Genomic DNA, 19,589 nt, shown 5'->3' with positions numbered 1-19,589 from the left:
AACTGACAAAGATAACCCGATTAAACTTGAAACTTTTTAGAGTGGTTACTGAGTTCCTCTGCCGACTGAGCGACACTAGAGCTGGTCTGCATTAGTTGATTTGTACTTGTTGCCGTTTCAATAGAGCTCTCGCTAATCTCTTCGATTCGTTTAGCTATATCACCGGTTACCTGAGACTGTTCTTCCGTCGCGGTGGCAATCTGATCCATCATTTCATCGATTTGCGTCACTGCGTCATTAATTTGTTCAAATGTTTTGCTGGTGTTCAATGAGCGCTGACTCACTTCCTCAACTTGCAATACATTTTTCTCCATTCCTGAGATAGACTTGTTCGCAGCTTGCTGGAGCGTCATAACCATTGTTTGAATATCCGTTGCAGAGTCTTGGGCTTTTTGAGCCAAGACACGGACTTCATCAGCGACGACTGCAAACCCTCGCCCTTGCTCCCCAGCTCTCGCCGCTTCAATCGCAGCGTTAAGAGCCAATAGGTTTGTCTGTTCACTGATGCTATGGATGACGGTAATAACCTGATCAATGTTTGCACTGCTGACTTTAAGTTGCTCCATTTCTTTTGCCAAGTCTCTCATGTCAACAACGAGTTGCTCTATCTGCTGATTTCCTTCATTGAGAAGCTCGATTCCCTCGATGCTTTTCTCTTTAGCATTACGTGAAGACTGAGAAGCAGATGCAGAGCTCGTCGCGACTTCTTGGAACGAAACATTCATTTGATTTACCGCGGTAGCAACAAGCTCTATGTTTTGATGCTGCTGCTTGATCGCCTGGGTGGTGCGCACTGCAACGTTAGAGGAGTCTTGAGCACTTGTTGTAAGTAGCTGACTGGACTCGACAATGTGTTTAATCAATGCCCTAAGGTTCAGCGACATTTCTCTGAGTGACGAATATATTGTGCCTTCTCTTGTGTTGTTACTAAAGGTATTGGTTAACTTGCCTTGGGCTACTTGATTCGCAAGCTCCATCATTTCTAATGGCTCCCCACCCAAAGGCCTTTTGATAATACCTGACAAGTAGATGGCTACAAAGGATATAAAAATAATAGAAATACCAAGTGTCACCCATGTGTTAAACTGCATTTTAGCTATATCAGCAAACGCTTCATTACTTTCTATTTCTGTCACTATTGCCCAATTGAACCCATCAACGTGGATTGAGTTAAAAGATGACAGAGTCTTTTCCCCTCTGTACCCTAGCACTTCCCTTGTCTCTGCATGACCACCCAACGCCGACTTAACCGCTTCTGTGTTCATTCCATTTTTTTCTACTGTTCCAGCAAAAGACGCATTGACACTGTGACTGCTCGCGGACCGCATTGAGTCCGATCGCATTCTGAAGTCCTCTCCTACTAGATAAGTTTCAGAGGTTTCCCCCATACCATCGTCTAAATGCATGATGTTATTTATTGCCTCTAAGGACAACTGAAGCGCCACATAGAGCTTAATAGCGCCCTTCTGGTCATAAATGGGGGTTGCTAGGAATGAGGATGGAGCATCACCAGAAGGCGAGTAACGAGCGAAGTCAGCGATGCCTATTCGCTTACTCTCGGATACGCGTTTGATGAGCGACGCTAAATTAGAATTCGAATATGGTCCAGAAAAGACATTCGTATTGAGGTCTTGTTCTTTTTCAACAGTGTGAAAGATCTCCCCTTGAGGCTCTACGAGTAGAACATCATAGTAGCCATAGAGGTTTGCATATCTTTCATAAAACGTAACTCCTTCCTTATCAACAGGAACAAGGGCCCTTTCAATCGTTCTCTCACCCACCAGTATCCAACTCAAATCTTCAGAAATTCTTACCGTTTTCCACTGAGTCATCACAAGCTGGTTATTATAGTTTCGTGCAATCGCCATCCCTTCAGAGCCATCTTGAGCGCTTTCAACACTGTAAATGTTTAAGGGCTCTGAGTTTTTGTGTGACTCTACCATGGTTAAAAAAGGCGCGTTTGACCTTAACTTTTTATCCGGCCCCACTAAGAAAGTGTATTCATTGACCGACGCTTCATTATCGCTACTGACCAAATTTTGGTCGACCCTTTCTACTGGCAAACGCAGTGCCACGTAACCAAGCAACTTGCCTTGTCGGTTCGAATCTGTCACGGCTTCAACCAGGAAAGCAGAGAACTCATCCGCTGGTGGATAATAGGAAACATCACCCCAAAATGCTTTGTTACCCGAACCTTGTTTTTGGGCTTTAGTAAATGCTTCATTTAACCCTGATGAGGCGATTGTTGAATCCGAAACGTTCAAACCAAGGTCTTTTAACTTGGCGGCAGAGTAGATAATATCACCATCAACGTTTAGAAGTAACGCATCATGCCAATCAAAGCTGGTGCGATAAGTCTCAACATGAGCACCAAAAATACTGTCATTGATTCTCCATCGAGCATTGTCTTTGACGGCCTCATTCGGTTGAAAGGATTGACTGAAAGCCTTTATCGCTTCTTTCGTGTCGTAGCTCTGTGAAAAAAGAGAGAGCTCTGTCTCTAATTGAGACACTAAAGCCTGAATTCGACCAGCCTTATCTCGAACATCTTTATCTAGATTGTAAGCCGACTGATCATAGAAAGAATTCACCATCTCAGACAAAACACTCATGTCACTCCTTCTATCGTCTAAAAACTCCGTCAACTGCTCTTGCTTCACAGAGCGCACCGACTCGAGATTATTAAACGCTTTATTGCGCATGGCATGTTGTGCCGTCGACAGCGAAGATATTGAGGAAATGATCACTGGCAAGATACCAACGAGTAATAAAGAACCGACGAGCAATGTCGATAAGGGAAGCTTATTTAAGGTGCTGTTCATTATCCAACCTTATCCAGTTATTTTCATTTCGAAACGTTTCGATGCGATAAACATCTCATAAATTGACACAAGTTATGAGAAAAGTAATATTACAATTGTCTTATATGTGACACATGTTACATAAACAAATGCTAATTTAAACGTTTTCTTTACCCTGAATTACCACGGATGTTTACTTGTCAAGTCGCCATAGCGCTATGTGTGACATTGATTACGTGCTAGGTTCTAAAACAATCCAACTTGCGAGCTAGCATTCACTTTTACAATAACTGGGTATGAATATGAAAACAGCCAGCTTGATCCTGACCGCATTGACTTTGATGAGTAGCCAAGCGATAGCTAAAGATACACTCGCCATAGTGGTCTCCACTCTGAACAACCCCTTCTTTGTATCGATGAAAGATGGCGCCGAGAAAAAGGCAAACGAATTAGGGTATGACATGATCACATTAGACTCTCAGAACGACCCGACCAAAGAGCTTTCTAATATGGAAGATTTAACGGTACGAGGCGTGAAGGCGATACTGATTAACCCTACTGACTCTGACGCCGTTTCCAATGCTATTCGTATGGTCAATCGTACTGGCATTCCCGTTATTACACTAGACAGAGGAGCAACACGAGGAAATGTTGCTGCACACATCGCTTCAGACAATGTCGCTGGTGGCGAAATGGCAGGTAACTTTATAGCGGATGCCCTAGGGAAAAATGCGACAGTCATTCAACTTGAAGGCATTCCTGGAACCTCTGCAGCTCGTGAACGAGGTGCTGGCTTTATGAATGCCAAAGACAAAGCGCAATTAACACTTCTCTCTTCTCAACCCGCAGACTTTGACCGAAGCAAAGGATTGAACGTGATGGAAAACTTGTTGGCTTCGTACCCGGAAGTGCAAGCTGTTTTTGCGCAAAACGATGAGATGGCACTCGGCGCTATCAAAGCGATTCAAGCCTCTAATAAGAGTGTTCTAGTTGTCGGATTTGATGGTACTGATGAAGGTATCACTTCTGTCAACAATGGCGAAATGGCCGCAACTATCGCACAACAACCTGAGTTAATCGGCGCATTGGGCGTAGAGATAGCGGATAAAGTCTTGCAGGGAGAAACGGTCAATAGTTACATTCCAGTCCCTTTGAAAGTCATCACTGTGAAATAATGTAATGTGAAGCCCTAAAACCGGTCCCTGTCACAACATGTTTTGTTAACGGGGACCTAAACAACTGACACTCTCTTAAAAACGGATTCACAGTGCAGCGAGTAACCAAAAAATGAAACTGAACAGAGCATGGCGTCACAACAACATCTGGGTAATTTTTAATGTTGTTTTAGCGTCTTCGATCGTGCTCTTTGCTTATTACTCTTATTACAACTGGTCATCTCTGGTATTAGCCGCTAAAAAAGAACAGGAAACCCATGTAAGACTGCTCAATAATTCCGTCATGTCTTTTCTGAAGACGCAAGAGTCCCTTTTAGAGGTGTTGGGCAAGCAGCTTATTTATCAAAATGGTTTTCCTACCCGCCCAATACATGACTCTCTGCTCGACAACGCCATGGAGACCTATCACGCATTCATTGGTCTAGGCTTGGCAGATTATGATGGTAAGGCATTGGTGGTCAGCTCCAACTTCGATCTTGAGCATTTACCCAACTTAATGGAACTGGCACAAACTAGAGTGTCTTACATGGAAGCAAGAGACAGTGATAAGCTGCATACGGGTCCAACGTATACCATCAACACCCTGGACAGTCAGGCATTGGCCATTCCCGTTCGTAAAGCTATTTATTTGGACGACTCAAACAAGGCCGTGGCGGTAATGACGGCGGGGGTTAGACTTGACAAATCCTCTCTATTTAAAGACTACAATCGAACAAATCAAACTCAAATCATCGAAATCATCCGTAAAGACCGCTACCCTTTATTTACGACGGATAAAAGCACTCTTTATACTCAGCCTATCGAGCAACACTACTACAGTGAGTTAATGAAAAAACTCCACGGCAGTGGTGCTGTTTCAACCTTCAACTTCGTCGACCCCAGTTCAGGGAGCTCGCGTCAAGTAGTTGCACTATACAACAGTTACCTCGATTATTGGTTTGTATCGAAACTTGATAAACAAATAATCCAAGAAACCTTCTATCACAGAATGATGCTTAGCCTCGCGCCCTTTGCTCTTTACTTGCTTTGGATTTTTAAACTCACCCAATCAGTCGCCAACGCTGAAAAGAAAAAGGAAAATGAGCTGATGACACTAGCCCACCTTGATTCTTTGACGGGACTAGGCAATCGCTCTTTAGCGGTGAAAAAGATCGACCAAGCTATAATAAGTAGTGCCCAAAGCGGGCATTACTATGGCATTTTGTTTCTTGATATAGATAACTTTAAAACCATAAATGACACCTATGGACATGAGCATGGTGACATCCTGCTGAAGGAAACCTCACAACGTATTCTCCATCATTTACGAAAACGTGACTCTCTCACTCGCTTTGGAGGCGATGAGTTCGTCATTTTACTCCCAACTTTTGAGTTGGATTTACTTGCTGCTCAAGAACAAATCGCATCCATTACTTCAAGGATGCGCCAGGGACTCTCTGAAGCCTACAAGTTTGAACATTATGAGTACAGTAGTAGCGTCAGTGTTGGGGTTGTACTGTTTAATAACGCATCTCAAACAAGCTCCGACTTACTCAAACAAGCCGACATTGCAATGTACAATGCAAAGCGCTCAGGTAAAAATAGAATCAGCTTTTTTAAGCCAGAGATGCAAAAGACGATTTCTTCCAATTTTGAACTAGAAAGAGACTTACGAACGGCATTAAAAGAGAAGCAGTTTGAACTCTACTATCAACCGCAAGTGAATGAAGATGACATCGTTATTGGTGTTGAAGCACTCATTCGCTGGAGACACCCCTTAAAAGGATTAGTAAGTCCTTATCATTTCATTCCTTTGGCCGAAAGCATAGGACTAATAATACCTATAGGCGAATGGGTACTCAAAACGGCTTGCACGCAGTTGGCTAAGTGGCAAGGTGACTCGACCAAATCCCATTTGTCGATTTCAGTCAACATCAGCTACCAGCAGTTCCGCTCGAACAACTTTCCCAAGGTCATTCAAAAGCTAATTGAGAAATATAGCATCCCTGCAGGTAAGCTAAAGCTAGAGCTGACTGAAACCATGTTAATTGATGACATAGAGCAAGCAATACAATGCATGAACGAGGTCCAAGCCTTAGGTGTTGAATTCGCTTTGGATGATTTTGGTACAGGATACTCATCATTGAGCTACCTTAAAAAGCTTCCTATTAGTCAGTTAAAGATTGACAAGTCTTTCATTTGCGAACTTGAGTCGACGCCAAACGCCCGATCAATTATTGAGACGATTATTTCGCTATCCAATATTCTTGGGTTGCGTTCAGTTGCTGAAGGCGTCGAAACGAAATACCAACGAGATTACCTCGAATCATTAGGATGTATCGTGTATCAGGGTTATTACTACTGTCAGCCTCTACCGATTGAAGAGGTAGAGAGTTACATAGAGAGCACTCATTTTTCTAGCTTGTAACTTGCGTCATCACTCCTAATGGTTTTCGCACTTACCAAAACGATCACATGTCACACGTAAAACAAAAGCTCTGCAATGAAATTGCACACAAATTAAATACACGCCCACGCAAAAGACTTGGGTATAGGACATCAACGGAGGATATTCATACGCATCTGTAGAAAGTGTCTCACTTCGAACTTGATACTAAGTGTGGGCTGACTGATACACGTTATTTTCTATTGAAGCCCCTGCAAATTCAAAGGTCAGAAGCCCTATTCGACGCAACCCTAAATGCTCATAAAATCCATTGGATTCATTTTCAACCCAAGTGTAAAGCCAGTATTTATTACCCAACTGATTTTCGACTTCATTCAAAAGCTTTCGACCTAACCCTTTCCCTTTGAAAGTGTTATCGACATATAGTTTTTCGACTTCAAAGCCATCACTGGACGTTTGATAATGCGATTCAAGATTAACCATTACATAGCCTTGGATCACTTCCTGTTCTTCACTTACAAACACACGATAATTAATCTTATCCAATATTTCTAAGAAGTAGGTTGCAGTGAAAGTAGACAAGACATACTCAGCGTATTCAGCTTTGATACCTTCTCTAGCATATGTGTCTAGCCAGACTTTAATGGACAATGCCGCTAATTTTACGCTATCACCTTTTGTCGCTTCCCTAACCATTTCACCTCCAAACACATAACGAATGATATGGACTCCCTCTACCTGACACTCCACGTGCCATAGTTACTCATGACACGTTGATAATACGGAGGTGACTATGTCCACCATTCAAACTATTGGCATTGACCTTGCCAAGAATGTCTTCAGTATTCATGGCGTTGATGCATATGGCAAGTGTGTACTACGCAAAACGGTTAAAAGAAACAAACTGTTAGAGATATTCGCCAACTTACCGCCCTGCTTAGTCGGTATGGAAGCTTGCTCTGGCGCTCATCATTGGGCTAGAGAACTGAGCAAGCTTGGGCATACCCCTCGCATTATGGCTTCTAAGTTTGTTATCCCTTATCGGCAAAATGAAAAGAACGATGCCAACGACGCTGAAGCCATATGTGAAGCCGTCAGCCGACCTAAAACACGGTTTGTCGCAATTAAAAGCGCAGAGCAACAAGCTGTTCTTACCCTGCATCGCATTCGACATAGTCTGATTAAAAATCGCACCGCCACCATTAATCAGCTACGTGGGTTACTTTCTGAATTCGGAATTATTGTTCCTCAAGGTCGATACCCGCTTCAAAATACCATTCCCAGTATTCTTGAAGATGCTGAAAATGGGCTACCTATGCTGGCTCGCGAACTGCTCTATGATTTAGTTAATCGTATCCACGATATCAACGACGAAGTGCTGCGATACGACCGTAAAATTTATACGCTCGTCAGTCAGATGAAAGAGGCTAAAAAGCTCATGACAATTCCTGGCGTAGGAGAACATAGTGCTACAGCCATTGTGGCTACGGTTTCTGATGGAAAACAATTTCGTTCCAGTCGTCAGTTTGCCGCATGGATAGGGTTAGTTCCGAGACAATATACCACTGGTGGTCACGTCCAACTTGGACGCATAAGCAAACGAGGCGACAAACACATCCGTACATTACTCATTCATGGTGCACGAGCTGTTATAGCAAGATGCAAAGATAAAACGGATAGAAACAGTCTCTGGTTACAACAATTAGTTGAACGTCGTGGCTACAAGCGAGCAACCGTCGCTTTAGCTGCTAAAAATGCTCGAATTATCTGGGCGTTACTGACTTCGGGAAACGAGTACAAAGTTAACTATATCAACGGTTAACCCCACCGAGTCAACACAATAGCAACTGATGACAATACGGTCAGACCGAGATACCAAAGCCTGTTTAATTGGGAAGTAGAAAATACTGTCTAACGAATGAGGCTGGTACCAAGCGAATATCATCAAGGTAATGGCAATAAAGCCTGTCAAATACCGAATGTAGAGCTGCTGTCCGATTCACTGTTGTCAGAGAGAGCTATTGTTGACAAAAGAGGGAGTCCATGTAGCCCAATTAAGTAGCCCGAAACGCCCTGGCTAACCTTCCGCATTGCGCCGTAAACACAAAACCCGACGCAAACCAAAAGTGCTGAGCGTTGAGGGCCTGCTTGAACTGTTTGTTATGCGAATTCGCCTGCATAAGCCAAGTTGGGCAGTGAAAAATTACCTTAGACACGAAAAACCACTGATAAACCAAGCACTTTTTGTGGTTCACCGAACAGCCGAAGTCACTATGTTACAGACCAACTTCCAACAAGTAACTAATGGTGACTTTCAGCGCATGACTAAGCTTTTGCTTCGCGAAACCCGATGCGCAGAACAGACAGCAAAGATGAACTACCGATAAACTTGCCCTTCCCGCACTTTCCGCCAGCGACACTCACCACCAACCAGCTCTTAAAACCAATTAGGCAACCCACGAATTTTGGCATGTTTTACGGCCTGAGTGGTTCAAGAATTTTGGGAGACAATGCTGAATTGCCGACGCCTAAGAACTGATTGCCAGAGAGAGCGATAAAGAGAGATGAAAAAGATTTATTGCTCAGTCGCATAACGCTTTACTAACGGGCGATAACGCAATATCACCCAACTTAAATATTGTGCCATAAACACGGAGCTGAAAGTGCTACTGAGGTCGCCAAGCGTTAGGAGTCCCTGTTTAGTAATTTGTTATGTCTTCACTTTCGGATTAGAGCGAGTAGGTCAGTACAATACGAATTATCACCACTTTGACTAAGTAGAGTTGTAACTTGACCTCGATGATTAGTTTGGTGATTAAAAAAGTGCAGTAATACCGATGCGAAGGGTTCGGAAAACTCCGTACCTGAAGAGTTTTGATAAACCACATTAAAATCAAACTCAGTATCGCTGATTGAGCTTACCCAGTCAGCTATTACTCGATCTAATTTTCCACGACTTGCACTCAGTTCATCTAGTGTATCGAAGCAATGCGTACTATTAGAAGTAGGGTGTGGAAATTCACGCAGGCTTTCAGCCAAGTCATAGGAACTATCGACATTGGTAAATCGGTGTAACCACATCAAGTCACAAGTGAAGACATGGCTCATCGTTTTGAAAGCTGAGCCCCAAAACGCGCCTTTTTCCTCGTAAATATCAGGTTCAATAGCTTTATTTAGATGCGAGAGTAGTGACTCATTCATCCATTGATTGTACTCAGACATTAGAATAAATTGCTGTTTCATCTGTGTAGTTCCTAATTAAACATAACGAATGACATGGATTCCCCCTCCAGAGGATCTGCCACACTCATGTGGTCATTGCTTAAACCGGAGGCACCATGTCTGATTATTCTTATTTTGGCGGTATCGACTTAGCTAAAAATCACTTTAGTATTCATGTCGTTGACGTAAAAGGTAAAGTCGTTCTGCACAAGTGGGTTAGCCTCTCTAAATTGCTCACTACCATATCAAACATTTCGCATGTGCGCATATACTCACAAGCGTACGGTGGAGCGCATTACTGGGCAAGAACTCTCAACAAACTTGGTCACGACACTCGCATCATGGCTGCCAAATATGTTACTCCTTATCGGACCAAAAGAAAGAATGACCTCAATGATGCTGTCGCTATCTGCGAAGCCGTTCAACGTCCTTCGACTCGCTTCGTCCCGATAAAGTCTCCCGAGCAACAAGCTATACTGTCGATACACCGCATGCGAGAGCACTGCTATCATGAATCGCATCCGTGCACTACTATCCGAGCTTGGTCTTGTCATCCCTGTCGGGCGCTCATCGTTAATGAAGCAGGTTCTACTCATGCTTGAAGACGCCAACAATGAACTGCCTCAACTAGCAAGAGTTGTGCTGCATGATGCTTATCTGCATCTCAACGCTCTCAATCAGAGTATCGCAGATACTGAGCAGGCATTCGAAGCCTTCGCAAAGGTCAGTGATAATGTACAACGCATCATGAAAGTTCGTGGCATTGGACCTCAAACTGCTACTGCGATTTTGGCATCAATTGGTAATGGCGCTCAGTTCGACAAGAGTCGAGACTTCTCGGCCTGGCTTGGTCTGGTTCCTAAGCAATACACAACTGGAGGTAAACCAAGGTTAGGTCGAATTACCAAGCATGGTGACAAATACCTCCGCACGCTTTTAGTCAACGGGACAAGAGCTGTCATTGCCCGCTGTAAAGAAAAGACGGATAGAAACAGTTTATGGTTACAACAACTCGTTGAGCGACGAGGTTACAAGCGTGCCGCGGTAGCACTTGCGAATATCATATAACCGGTCTCTTGATGTGTATACGTGACTCTGTTGTATTTCTGTGTTGTTCTTTACGTTGTAGTGAATAGGCTTTGTTCTCTGAATTTTAACCATTCGCATTTGGTTAGCTCCCAAATCTCATGCTCCGAGTAAGCAGAGTCTACAAATGAAGCTGGTTCAACACCAATAAGAGTTGCTCCAGTATTCTCTTTGATTTTTCTAGATCTGATATTCCCTAAAGCATTTGAAAACACTAACTTTTTAAAGCCTAGTTCATTGAAAGCATAATCATTGATCACGGCGGCAGCTTCTGTCATTATGCCTTTTCCCCAGAACTTTCGACCAAGCCAAAAGCCTCTATTATCTGGCTTTCCATCTCGCCATAGATCAATTGCACCGATAAGTTCATCAGGGTTTATTTTTAAATACAGCCCCCAGACCCACCTGTTCTTACCTTGAGTCGGTATAATCACATCTTTAATAAAATCTCTCACGCCTTCATTTGGATAAGGCCACGGTACTGCTGAAGACAAATGTCGGATTACTTCATAATCAATAAAGTATTTCTCATATGCAGGGATATCCGATTCTTCTATTGGTTTAATGAACAAGCGACCTGTTTCGATGGTCTTAATCTGCATCATTGGCAATCCTTATCAAATGAAAAGTATGTGTTGTTTCTTGTTGCTCGTCTACATACACGGATTCTAAAAAGTAAGTAAGTCAAAACTCAAAATTTCTCATTATCACAAACCAAAAAGTCATTAATATTAAAACACTTAACCAACAACCTTCTCAAGCCATTGAGGTCCCTGACCGTAGCCTTTATCTTGCATACATATATCATGCGAGTTAATGTTTTAGGTAAGCTGTAGTAGTGGTGTACGGTGAATTTGTCCATTGTGGAACTTTGAACACACTCACTAAACATCCTGTTCGAGTAATTGCAACACCCATGAGCCTATGAAATCTGTTGCTTTGAGAATTATAGAAAAATGCGTTTCCCCATCAAGCACACCGATTTCTACATCTGCATGTTTATGAGTATTATTATCAACAAACGCTATGACCTTATCCGGATCAAAAGCTTCGTCCTCAGAGCCAATCCAAAGTCCGAATCGTTTCAATTGATGCAATTGGATATCTGGAGAATTTGGGGTTACAGCGTTGGACATTACCACTGTATTAAAAGTCACTATTTCTGGATTTTTCTCGAGAATGTCTTCGGGAAAGTTAAATTCCACAGCTTTTGAATGGCCAAAAAGCAGACCTTTAGTTATTGAGTTAACTACAAATTTAGCTACATTTACCTCTGAAAAACTATACTCTTCATCGTCAGGTTCACGGTTTGTTTTTGAACGAAAACCCAAGTATGGTGCGATAAGAGCATAACCTGCTACGGCGTGCCGCGGCTCCCAATTCGAGTAATTCAGTACCAGTCCCGCACCCGCTGAATGACCACCTAAGAAAATAGGTGTAGCCGGATGTAAAGTCCTAATATGATTAATCATTGTTGTAATATCATGCCAAACTTGGTTTTCACTGGGCGCATCTCCTCTCGCGCCACCCGAGCTCCCATGCCCTCTGATATCAGGAATGTATACCGTCATTTGAAACTCGTCTCTCAACCCTACTCCGATATGATTATATAGAAGCCCACTATGTGCTCCTGCACCGTGATAGAAAATCAGAATAGCTTTAGTATTTTTGGAACGGTAAGTTCTAAAGGCGAGTGGCACACCATCGCTTGACGATATAAAATCCAAAGGCGCTAATTCCTTTTTTTCAGAAAGCTGAATTTCTTTGAGTGAGAAAAAACGGCTTTCACCATCATCTGATTGACTGGCAAACGCGTTAATAGGGAAGACAAGAGCCTGAACCAATAGCAATACCAATGTAAAAACAAACACCTGTAGTCTAATGAATAAAATTTCTGCAGACATATACTCTCTCTAAAATAAGGCCTGTTGGTAAAGATAGGACTCTATTAGTCTCTGTTCTCTTTCTAAGTGCAACCTGAAAGAACACTTAAGGCATTGAAATTATTAAATTTATTTTAAAAGCAAACAATTAAATTCTTCACCCTATGACTTAACATCACCGAACTGTCACACGTTCATAAAGTTCATTCAATTCCATTAGCGTTCAGCCTGCGATGAATCACCACACGCGTTAACTGTCGGCTAATTTACTGGTGGAGTGCTGACCTAACATGGACACACCTAACCAGAAAAACCATAGAACCTGAGTGATACCAAAAATTTCATTTAAGACTTCGGCAGGGTATATTGTCGAGATTCCAGCACACCCTACAGATATGCCAAGGTAATTGAGCCCTCGTGGAAATACTGTCGCCTTTAAAGCTGCTAGGCTAAGTAACAGAACCCAAAGTCCTCCAACGAGTTCGTTTCCTCCTCCAAGACTTTCTATTATTACTGTAACCACTCTCCACATATCGAAAGCTTTCTCTGCGGATTGGTCCATTAGCTCAACAGCATGTACAAGCCCAATATTCGCCAACATGCCACTTGCAATGACCAGAACAACCCAAACAAAGCCGAAGACTGAACCGATTTTAACAAGTGGATCATTTGTCGATTCTAGTTTTTCAAATAATCCCACGACAAGTACGGATAGAAAAACGCCAAATACGACATACATGAGAAAATACATCATTGAAAAAGAAAATTGATTTTCTGCTAAATAGGTCATTTTTTCTGATGCACTACCCTCCGAGGGATATGCCCAAAAAGCACCAAAGTATACAAAGGCAAAGACATAAATGAGTGCCTCAATCCAAGCTGCAGCACCTACAATTTTTTGAAATCTATCCATTTATGCTTTCCCTTCAACTACTAACACCACATAAGCTATGACGATACTAAACCATAAGCGTTGAACACAAGCTAGTTAAATGAACTGAAACCAAAGGACAATAAATTGTCACCGGTAGACATCATTGCAGTTATCTTTGTTTGATAGATTGACCCTCTACTACATACTTCCATCAACAGAATCATGCTTATAAAGAACGACAAATTAAGGACTTAACATGAAGAAGAACCCCATCTTAATTACTACGATTGGTTTAGTGCTGTTACCTAGTGGTGTTGTAAATGCAACAAATAGTCAAACTTCTATAAAGGTAATGGTTGGTAATAAAACATTAGAATCAAACTGGGGCAAAAATAACTCAATGCACACGTTTGCTGTCCTTTCGACTTTTCAACCTGCAGCCCTGCCATTCGGTATAGCATTTGACCTTCATGGCAATAGCTATGAAAACAAAGTAGCTGGTAAAACAACAGAATCAGCAATAGGTGAAATGAACATCGGTCTAAGATATCAGCCCCAAATTACATCAAATGTGTTTACATCTTATTTGGGTAGTGGTGTCAGCTTCGTAGCGGTCGAACTAGAGGAAATCAACTCGGGAACCAAAACTACCCATGACGGTACTGGCACTGGCTATTGGGTTGGGGGTGGTATCGACTTTCACTTTTACAGCCAGTGGTCTATGGGTCTTGACGCTCGTTACTCAAGTGTTGATGTGGAGCTGAGCGGTGAAAAGAGAGACGCTGGTGGCTTTGGATGGGGAGCGACGCTCGGATACCATTTTTAATAAAGTTGCTTAATCTAGCTAGATTGAAATCTATAACAACTAACTTGGTATGAATCGCCACTGATGTCCTAGACGCCTTTTAGCTAGATATGGACTCAGCTATTTATACAATTGTTACTCAACTTGTAGATATGATCATACGGTTTGATGAGCAAGTACTATAACTATTGAGCCAGTTTTACAGTCTGGGTGTTGCAAGTGACAAATTATCTAGCTAATCATTGATGTACTGTGCTGGTGTAACTCCAAACCACCTTTTAAACGCTTTGTAAAAGCTTGATGGCTCTTTAAATCCGAGGCCAAAACATAGTTCGGTAATACTATGCTGCCCAGAACTGATCAAGCTTCGAACTCTTTCGCTACGGACTTGGTCAACAATTTTTTTGAAATTCGATCCTTCTTCTTTAAGTCTTCGATAGAGTGTTTGTCTGCTCATGTGCTGTTGCTTAGCTATCACATCTATAGAGGGGGTTTGACCATTGTTCAAACAATCAACGACTAACGCCTTTGTCTTGTCCTTGATAATTGAACTGCCTCGAATAGTTACTAATACCTCCTTAGCTTTTTGTTCTGCGATACTTTTAAGGAGCATACTGCTCGTTTGAATTGGTTCCTCTAAGAGGGTAGAAGGAAACTCTAGTGAATTGACATCGGATGAAAAGGTTATATTCTTTCCAAATATTGGTACGAGCTTACTCTTGTAGTCCGGAGCATCAAAAGTAAAATTTGCCCTTGATATCTTGACCTTGTTCCCGCTTAACAAGTTAGCCCAAGCAACCATTGCGCTCATACTTCTTTCGACGGCTATCGTAGGGTAATCATCACATTTATGAATAGTCAGCTTCAAGGTGCAAGTGAACCCATTCATATCCACTTGCCATTGTTCTGCAGTGTTCATTAAAGAAGTGTTCTCAATGAAGGTATCTACTGCTTCAGCTAGAGAACTTGTTTGACTAACCCAGCTAGCTAGTACTCCTTTAGAGCTTGGATTGATCTTTTGCCCGAGAGTGAGTCCGATCTCAGGAATAGTGTGATTCTTGCGAATCACATCCCAAAGGTAGAAATAGTCAGCGATTGGTAAACGATCGATCAAATCAAGGGTAGAGAACTTCTTTAACAGCTGTTGTAACCTCACTTCCTTATATTCCAAATTAACCGTGTTAAGTTCATCAACAAGGTCAAGAGCCGCAGCTACAGAAACATGGTTACTATTATCAGTTTTTGACAACTTCAAACATCCTTCTTTTCCAAAAATTTCCGGCTCATATTAGGGTGGACTCCCAACTTACTTTGCCTTTACATTCAATCTAGATTACCAGAAACATTTACCAGGGCTATACAAAGGTGTAACCCCATCGATAAAAATGCTTGTGAGCATAGACGTTTAAAGGTCTATCACCCTTCTGAGAAATTCCTTTCAACCAGTTGGCCTCTTTTGCTCTCCATTAGCCTTTCGAATCCAACCAAAACTTAATCGTACTCATCATTTCATTAGCACATAGTGGGTAGGAACTATTCTTACTTATGTTTACGTAACATAGGTATTTTTTGACCTGCTGCGGATGATTCAATGAGTACATGCAATCTTTTATCACGAGTTTCCTCTTTCTTAGCAGTCATAACCCACCATGTCGAATCTCTTCTGTACGAAGGCGCTAAACTAGTAAAGTATTGCCAGGCGGGTGCATTCGCCTTAAGTGACTCTTCATACTTTTTATCTAGCGGGATATTTCTTTGTTCAGAGGAATAGCCTTTCACGTCATTTCGATTGTCAAATAACAAAATGCCCTCCGGTCTCATTTTTCCCATTTCTAGAAGATTCTGCACTTTCTTCACGTTCACAGCACTCCAAACACTATCTATCTTCCGAGGTGAGAAACGAATTTTATAACTCTCTTTATCTATTGATTTCCGAATGCCATCTATCCAACCGAAACAAAGCGCGATGTCAACTGATTCGGACCATGTAAAGCTTAACTTTCGAGAGCCTTGTTTATAAAAACCCACCCAAACCTCAGTTTGCTTAGCATGATTTAACTCTAACCAGGCGTGCATTTCTTCTTGATTCTTAAAAAATATTACATCGGACATTTATTGTCTCCAAATGTACTTGCTTTGGTGTTTTTGCGCTTTTTAAGGTTAAACGAATGAACGGTTTAAAATTGAGTACCTCACCGCAACTCATGCAGACGCCGCCCCTTTTCAACTTAAGATGAGGAGGATTATAAAAAGCATTGGTGACACATCTTGACACCCATGTTCGATGTTCGGAGAAAAGCTTGTATAAGCTTTAGCTTCTCTGTTTTTTTCAACTTCAATTTCAGTCGGTCAGTGCTCTCATCTGAAGACGCTTCCTGACAACGGAACAAGCAGCCAATCAGGGAATGTCGAGAGCTTCCAGCTCTGCTGCCAATAGATCGAACACTCGGCGAACCCGCAAGTTTGTTCTAAGTTCTTCATGACATACAAGCCATAGTGGTATCTGCATCATCGGAAAGAAATCCTCGGGAGATCGAATAAGTTTTGGCTCTTGTTTCGCTATGTCTTCTGGCAAATACATCAACCCTAAATGGTTTTTGCATAACTCTAGTTGAGCAGGCTGAAATTCAGTAGAAAGCTTGAAATTATCTTCAACTAGCTGCCAACCATACTCAGCAAACTGTTCAATTATTCTTCTGTTATTTCCAAACCCTATAATTTGTATATCACTGAAATCCCTTGTGGCTCTTAGATCAAAGAACGGTTGGAGGTACTCTCGGGTACCATACAAATAGACTTGCTCTTCACCCAGCTTCTTTGCAATGAGAGTCGGCTGAGTAGGTTGGAAACTTCGAAGAGCAATATCGGCATCTCTACGTTTTAAATCACTTAGGTCGTTTGTGACAACCAACTCTATGGATATATTTGGCTCTTTACGCCTTAATTTGCTAAGAACCGGTGGCAACCTATATACAGCGTCAAGCTGACAAGCTGATATCACAACAACGCCTGTCAGAGCTTCCGACTGGCCATTTGCAGCCATTGAAAATTTATGGGCCACATCTCCCATTTCGCGCGCGATATTAAGCAACTCATCACCACTGCGAGTGAGTTTTAGCTTATGGGCTGAGCGCTCAAAAAGAGCAACTCCAAGCTCGTGCTCCAGGGCTGACACCTGACGACTCAGCGTCGGTTGTGTCACACATAAAGATTTTGCTGCTGCAGACAAACTTCCAAGTTCTGCAGCTGCTAAAAAGGCCCTTGTCCGATTCCAGTCAAAAGAAATTGATTTCCAATTCATACAAATATGTATACCTCTATACACTTTCAAGTAATTACCATTAACTATATGTATAGATATAGTATCTGCACAATTGTTTTATTGAGGTTATTTATGACAGTTTTAGTGTTGGGAGCGACAGGAGCAACAGGGCGACTTGTCGTAAGAGAACTAATCTCGCGGGGTTACCACGTAAAAGCCATTGTGCGATCATTAGATAGAGTAGAAAGTGACCTGATTGACAACGATCAGGTAGAAGTAGTGGTTGCCAGCATAGTTGATTTATCTGAGGAGCAATTGCTTTTCCATGTCAGAGGTTGCGAAGCTGTGATTTGCTGCCTTGGGCACAATTTGACGCTGAAGGGCATTTACGGCCAACCAAGAAAACTGGTCGCAGACACCACAAAGCGGATATGCAGAGCTGTTGCAGATCTGAAACCATTGCAGCCAGTAAAATTTGTTTTGATGAGTACGTCCGGATATCAAAACTCACTAAGCGGCGAGTCAGTTTCATGGATGCATAAAATGGTTATTCAATTGTTAAGAAAAATCATGCCTCCCCATGTGGATAATGAAGAAGCTGCCCAGTACCTGCAATACAATATTTCCGGCTCCAAACATCCATTGCAGTGGGTTGCAGTCAGACCAGATAGCTTAGTTGACCTACCATTTAAAACGGAGTTTTCTGTCCACCCCTCACCGCTTTCTGACCCCATATTTGCGTCAAAGGAGAGCAGTCGCATCAATGTCGCCAGTTTTATGGTGGAATTGATTTGTTCACCTCAAATCTGGAGTATCTGGAAAAATGAAATGCCTGTTCTCTATAACGACCAGGAGAGTATCAATGTGTGACACGGGAGTTGGAACATGTGTCATCCAATCATCAATCAAATAGAAAGAGCTGACAAAGCGATAGTTGCGGTAAATAGATACACCTTAATGTCTATATACCAGAGATGCAGTCTTAGTTGTCGAGCCTGGTAAAACGTTACTAGCAAACAAGCCATTAGAAAAGCGTTTGAGTCTATAGCAGTTTATTTCATAAACGGACTGAAAGGCATCCAAAACGCCATGGAAGCTTTGGAGCCTGGTGATACCGCTTTGGTACTGACGAATACTGTTGCGTCGGCACCGTACTACTGAGAGGTTACTAGAAAAGCAACCTATGTCTTTAAAAAAGTACATAAAATCTGTATGGTCAACCAGCAAACACTTTGAATAAGTACTCTGTCACTTGAGCCTAGAACAAAAAAATTGGGTGGTCAACGAGCCAGGTTACGATATTGAGAAACATTGTCTTCAAACGGTACATAACGCTGGCGAAATTTACTACCTTCAACAAGCTCAGGTAATTTTATTCTATCCATACGAAAGTGGCGAAAATCACTTCGTAGTGGATCCCATGCAACCAGATACCAGAGAGGCCATAGAATTAGTACGGCTTGCGGCTCTACTTCACGACTTGTAGTAACATCTTTCGCATCAAAGTATTTAAAACGGATGATTTGGCGTTGTAAAAAAGCTGTTTCGAAAACAGACAAAAGGTTGGTATCTATTTCTCTTATGTTCGCAGTATCAACACCTGGTGCTAGCTTTCCAATATATACACCATCCAACAAGCGGCGCAGGTCTTTAATCTTGTCTGACGACAAAGACTCCTCAATTTTTGCTAAACCTGTATCTGCAACACATGAAAAAGGCATGCTACCAGTTGATCGCATCGCAGTCACACTGATGATAAGAGAAAATACCTCGACAACAGAAATTCGAGAGCTGGTCAAGACGGACTGAGGCTCAAGCCTAAGCCCCCCACCAGGCCCTGCTTCCGAGTGAATAATAAATCCTTCTTCTCTCAACGTACTGATATCCCTTAATACTGTACGCCTTGATGCGCTAACAATTTCAGCCAACCTCCCGACAGTTAATGTTCCATTTCGTCGAAGATTACGAATGATGGCATCTTGTCTTACTCTAACGTTCATTTTTACGCTTCCTGATATTTAGTGCCAACTAGTGTCACCATTAAGTTATACATTACTTAACAATGTTTGTCAGTGAACCCAAATGCTGTGTTCGC

The 19,589-nt window shown here is 42.2% G+C and carries 16 protein-coding genes and 2 pseudogenes; 8 read left to right on the top strand and 10 right to left on the bottom strand.

The window, feature by feature from the left end; all coding sequences use genetic code 11:
• Positions 1 to 20 precede the first annotated feature (20 nt).
• Entirely contained in the window at positions 21 to 2,822 is a 2,802-nt protein-coding gene (locus ViNHUV68_RS17855; protein ID WP_391090398.1) for a methyl-accepting chemotaxis protein, read from the bottom strand.
• Between the two features lie 281 nt (positions 2,823 to 3,103).
• On the opposite strand from ViNHUV68_RS17855, the gene rbsB reads away from it, so the two are divergent.
• The 3 genes and pseudogenes from rbsB to ViNHUV68_RS17840 all read left to right on the top strand — a co-directional run.
• The gene (gene rbsB / locus ViNHUV68_RS17850) at positions 3,104 to 3,976 is read left to right on the top strand and encodes a ribose ABC transporter substrate-binding protein RbsB (protein ID WP_391090362.1); all 873 of its coding nucleotides are present in this window, start codon (positions 3,104 to 3,106) and stop codon (positions 3,974 to 3,976) included.
• 112 nt (positions 3,977 to 4,088) lie between these two features.
• On the top strand, positions 4,089 to 6,383 hold the full coding sequence (locus ViNHUV68_RS17845; protein ID WP_391090396.1) for an EAL domain-containing protein: 2,295 nt from the start codon (positions 4,089 to 4,091) through the stop codon (positions 6,381 to 6,383).
• A 28-nt stretch (positions 6,384 to 6,411) separates the two neighbouring features.
• Positions 6,412 to 6,544: pseudogene (locus ViNHUV68_RS17840) on the top strand (IS30 family transposase); the annotation flags it as partial.
• A 25-nt stretch (positions 6,545 to 6,569) separates the two neighbouring features.
• Here the strand turns inward: ViNHUV68_RS17840 and ViNHUV68_RS17835 are convergent.
• Positions 6,570 to 7,058: a GNAT family N-acetyltransferase gene (locus ViNHUV68_RS17835; protein ID WP_391090394.1), complete on the bottom strand. Its 489-nt coding sequence runs from the start codon at positions 7,056 to 7,058 to the stop codon at positions 6,570 to 6,572.
• A 97-nt stretch (positions 7,059 to 7,155) separates the two neighbouring features.
• On the opposite strand from ViNHUV68_RS17835, the gene ViNHUV68_RS17830 reads away from it, so the two are divergent.
• Entirely contained in the window at positions 7,156 to 8,184 is a 1,029-nt protein-coding gene (locus tag ViNHUV68_RS17830) for an IS110 family transposase (RefSeq protein WP_391090392.1), read from the top strand.
• Positions 8,185 to 8,488: 304 nt separating this feature from the next.
• Entirely contained in the window at positions 8,489 to 8,749 is a 261-nt protein-coding gene (locus tag ViNHUV68_RS17825; protein WP_391090391.1) for a hypothetical protein, read from the top strand.
• A 331-nt stretch (positions 8,750 to 9,080) separates the two neighbouring features.
• Here the strand turns inward: ViNHUV68_RS17825 and ViNHUV68_RS17820 are convergent, their stop codons facing one another.
• The gene (locus ViNHUV68_RS17820) at positions 9,081 to 9,605 is read right to left on the bottom strand and encodes a DinB family protein (protein WP_391090389.1); all 525 of its coding nucleotides are present in this window, start codon (positions 9,603 to 9,605) and stop codon (positions 9,081 to 9,083) included.
• Between the two features lie 95 nt (positions 9,606 to 9,700).
• Here ViNHUV68_RS17820 and ViNHUV68_RS17815 point away from each other — a divergent pair.
• Positions 9,701 to 10,652: pseudogene (locus tag ViNHUV68_RS17815) on the top strand (IS110 family transposase).
• A gap of 50 nt (positions 10,653 to 10,702) precedes the next feature.
• Here ViNHUV68_RS17815 and ViNHUV68_RS17810 read toward each other — a convergent pair.
• From ViNHUV68_RS17810 to ViNHUV68_RS17800, 3 genes are all read right to left on the bottom strand, one after another.
• Positions 10,703 to 11,275: a GNAT family N-acetyltransferase gene (locus tag ViNHUV68_RS17810; protein ID WP_391090387.1), complete on the bottom strand. Its 573-nt coding sequence runs from the start codon at positions 11,273 to 11,275 to the stop codon at positions 10,703 to 10,705.
• A 279-nt stretch (positions 11,276 to 11,554) separates the two neighbouring features.
• Positions 11,555 to 12,574 (bottom strand): alpha/beta fold hydrolase, encoded by a 1,020-nt coding sequence (locus ViNHUV68_RS17805; protein WP_391090385.1) that lies wholly within the window; start codon positions 12,572 to 12,574, stop codon positions 11,555 to 11,557.
• 229 nt (positions 12,575 to 12,803) lie between these two features.
• Positions 12,804 to 13,466, bottom strand: a complete 663-nt coding sequence (locus tag ViNHUV68_RS17800; RefSeq protein ID WP_391090383.1) for a hypothetical protein — start codon at positions 13,464 to 13,466, stop codon at positions 12,804 to 12,806.
• Between the two features lie 217 nt (positions 13,467 to 13,683).
• Here ViNHUV68_RS17800 and ViNHUV68_RS17795 point away from each other — a divergent pair, with 217 nt between their 5' ends.
• Positions 13,684 to 14,253 (top strand): outer membrane protein, encoded by a 570-nt coding sequence (locus ViNHUV68_RS17795; protein WP_038173756.1) that lies wholly within the window; start codon positions 13,684 to 13,686, stop codon positions 14,251 to 14,253.
• A 214-nt stretch (positions 14,254 to 14,467) separates the two neighbouring features.
• Here ViNHUV68_RS17795 and ViNHUV68_RS17790 read toward each other — a convergent pair whose 3' ends face one another.
• The 3 genes from ViNHUV68_RS17790 to ViNHUV68_RS17780 form a co-directional block, all read right to left on the bottom strand.
• Positions 14,468 to 15,481 carry a helix-turn-helix domain-containing protein gene (locus ViNHUV68_RS17790; RefSeq protein ID WP_391090381.1) on the bottom strand — a complete coding sequence of 338 codons (1,014 nt, stop codon included), beginning with the start codon at positions 15,479 to 15,481 and terminating at the stop codon, positions 14,468 to 14,470.
• A 290-nt stretch (positions 15,482 to 15,771) separates the two neighbouring features.
• Positions 15,772 to 16,344: a YdeI/OmpD-associated family protein gene (locus tag ViNHUV68_RS17785; protein WP_391090379.1), complete on the bottom strand. Its 573-nt coding sequence runs from the start codon at positions 16,342 to 16,344 to the stop codon at positions 15,772 to 15,774.
• A 286-nt stretch (positions 16,345 to 16,630) separates the two neighbouring features.
• The gene (locus ViNHUV68_RS17780; RefSeq protein WP_391090378.1) at positions 16,631 to 17,533 is read right to left on the bottom strand and encodes a LysR substrate-binding domain-containing protein; all 903 of its coding nucleotides are present in this window, start codon (positions 17,531 to 17,533) and stop codon (positions 16,631 to 16,633) included.
• A 93-nt stretch (positions 17,534 to 17,626) separates the two neighbouring features.
• On the opposite strand from ViNHUV68_RS17780, the gene ViNHUV68_RS17775 reads away from it, so the two are divergent.
• A complete protein-coding gene (locus ViNHUV68_RS17775) occupies positions 17,627 to 18,364 on the top strand; it encodes an NAD(P)H-binding protein (protein ID WP_391090376.1) in 738 nt (245 codons plus the stop codon).
• Between the two features lie 410 nt (positions 18,365 to 18,774).
• On the opposite strand, the gene ViNHUV68_RS17770 is transcribed toward ViNHUV68_RS17775, so the two are convergent.
• Positions 18,775 to 19,494: a WYL domain-containing protein gene (locus ViNHUV68_RS17770; RefSeq protein ID WP_391090374.1), complete on the bottom strand. Its 720-nt coding sequence runs from the start codon at positions 19,492 to 19,494 to the stop codon at positions 18,775 to 18,777.
• Positions 19,495 to 19,589: the final 95 nt, after the last annotated feature.

It is taken from the genome of Vibrio sp. NH-UV-68 (assembly GCF_042940635.1).
GTDB classification, from domain to species: Bacteria; Pseudomonadota; Gammaproteobacteria; order Enterobacterales; family Vibrionaceae; genus Vibrio; species Vibrio pacinii.
Note: the sequence above shows the minus strand (reverse complement) of the source record. Positions and strands in the feature narration are given on the sequence as shown.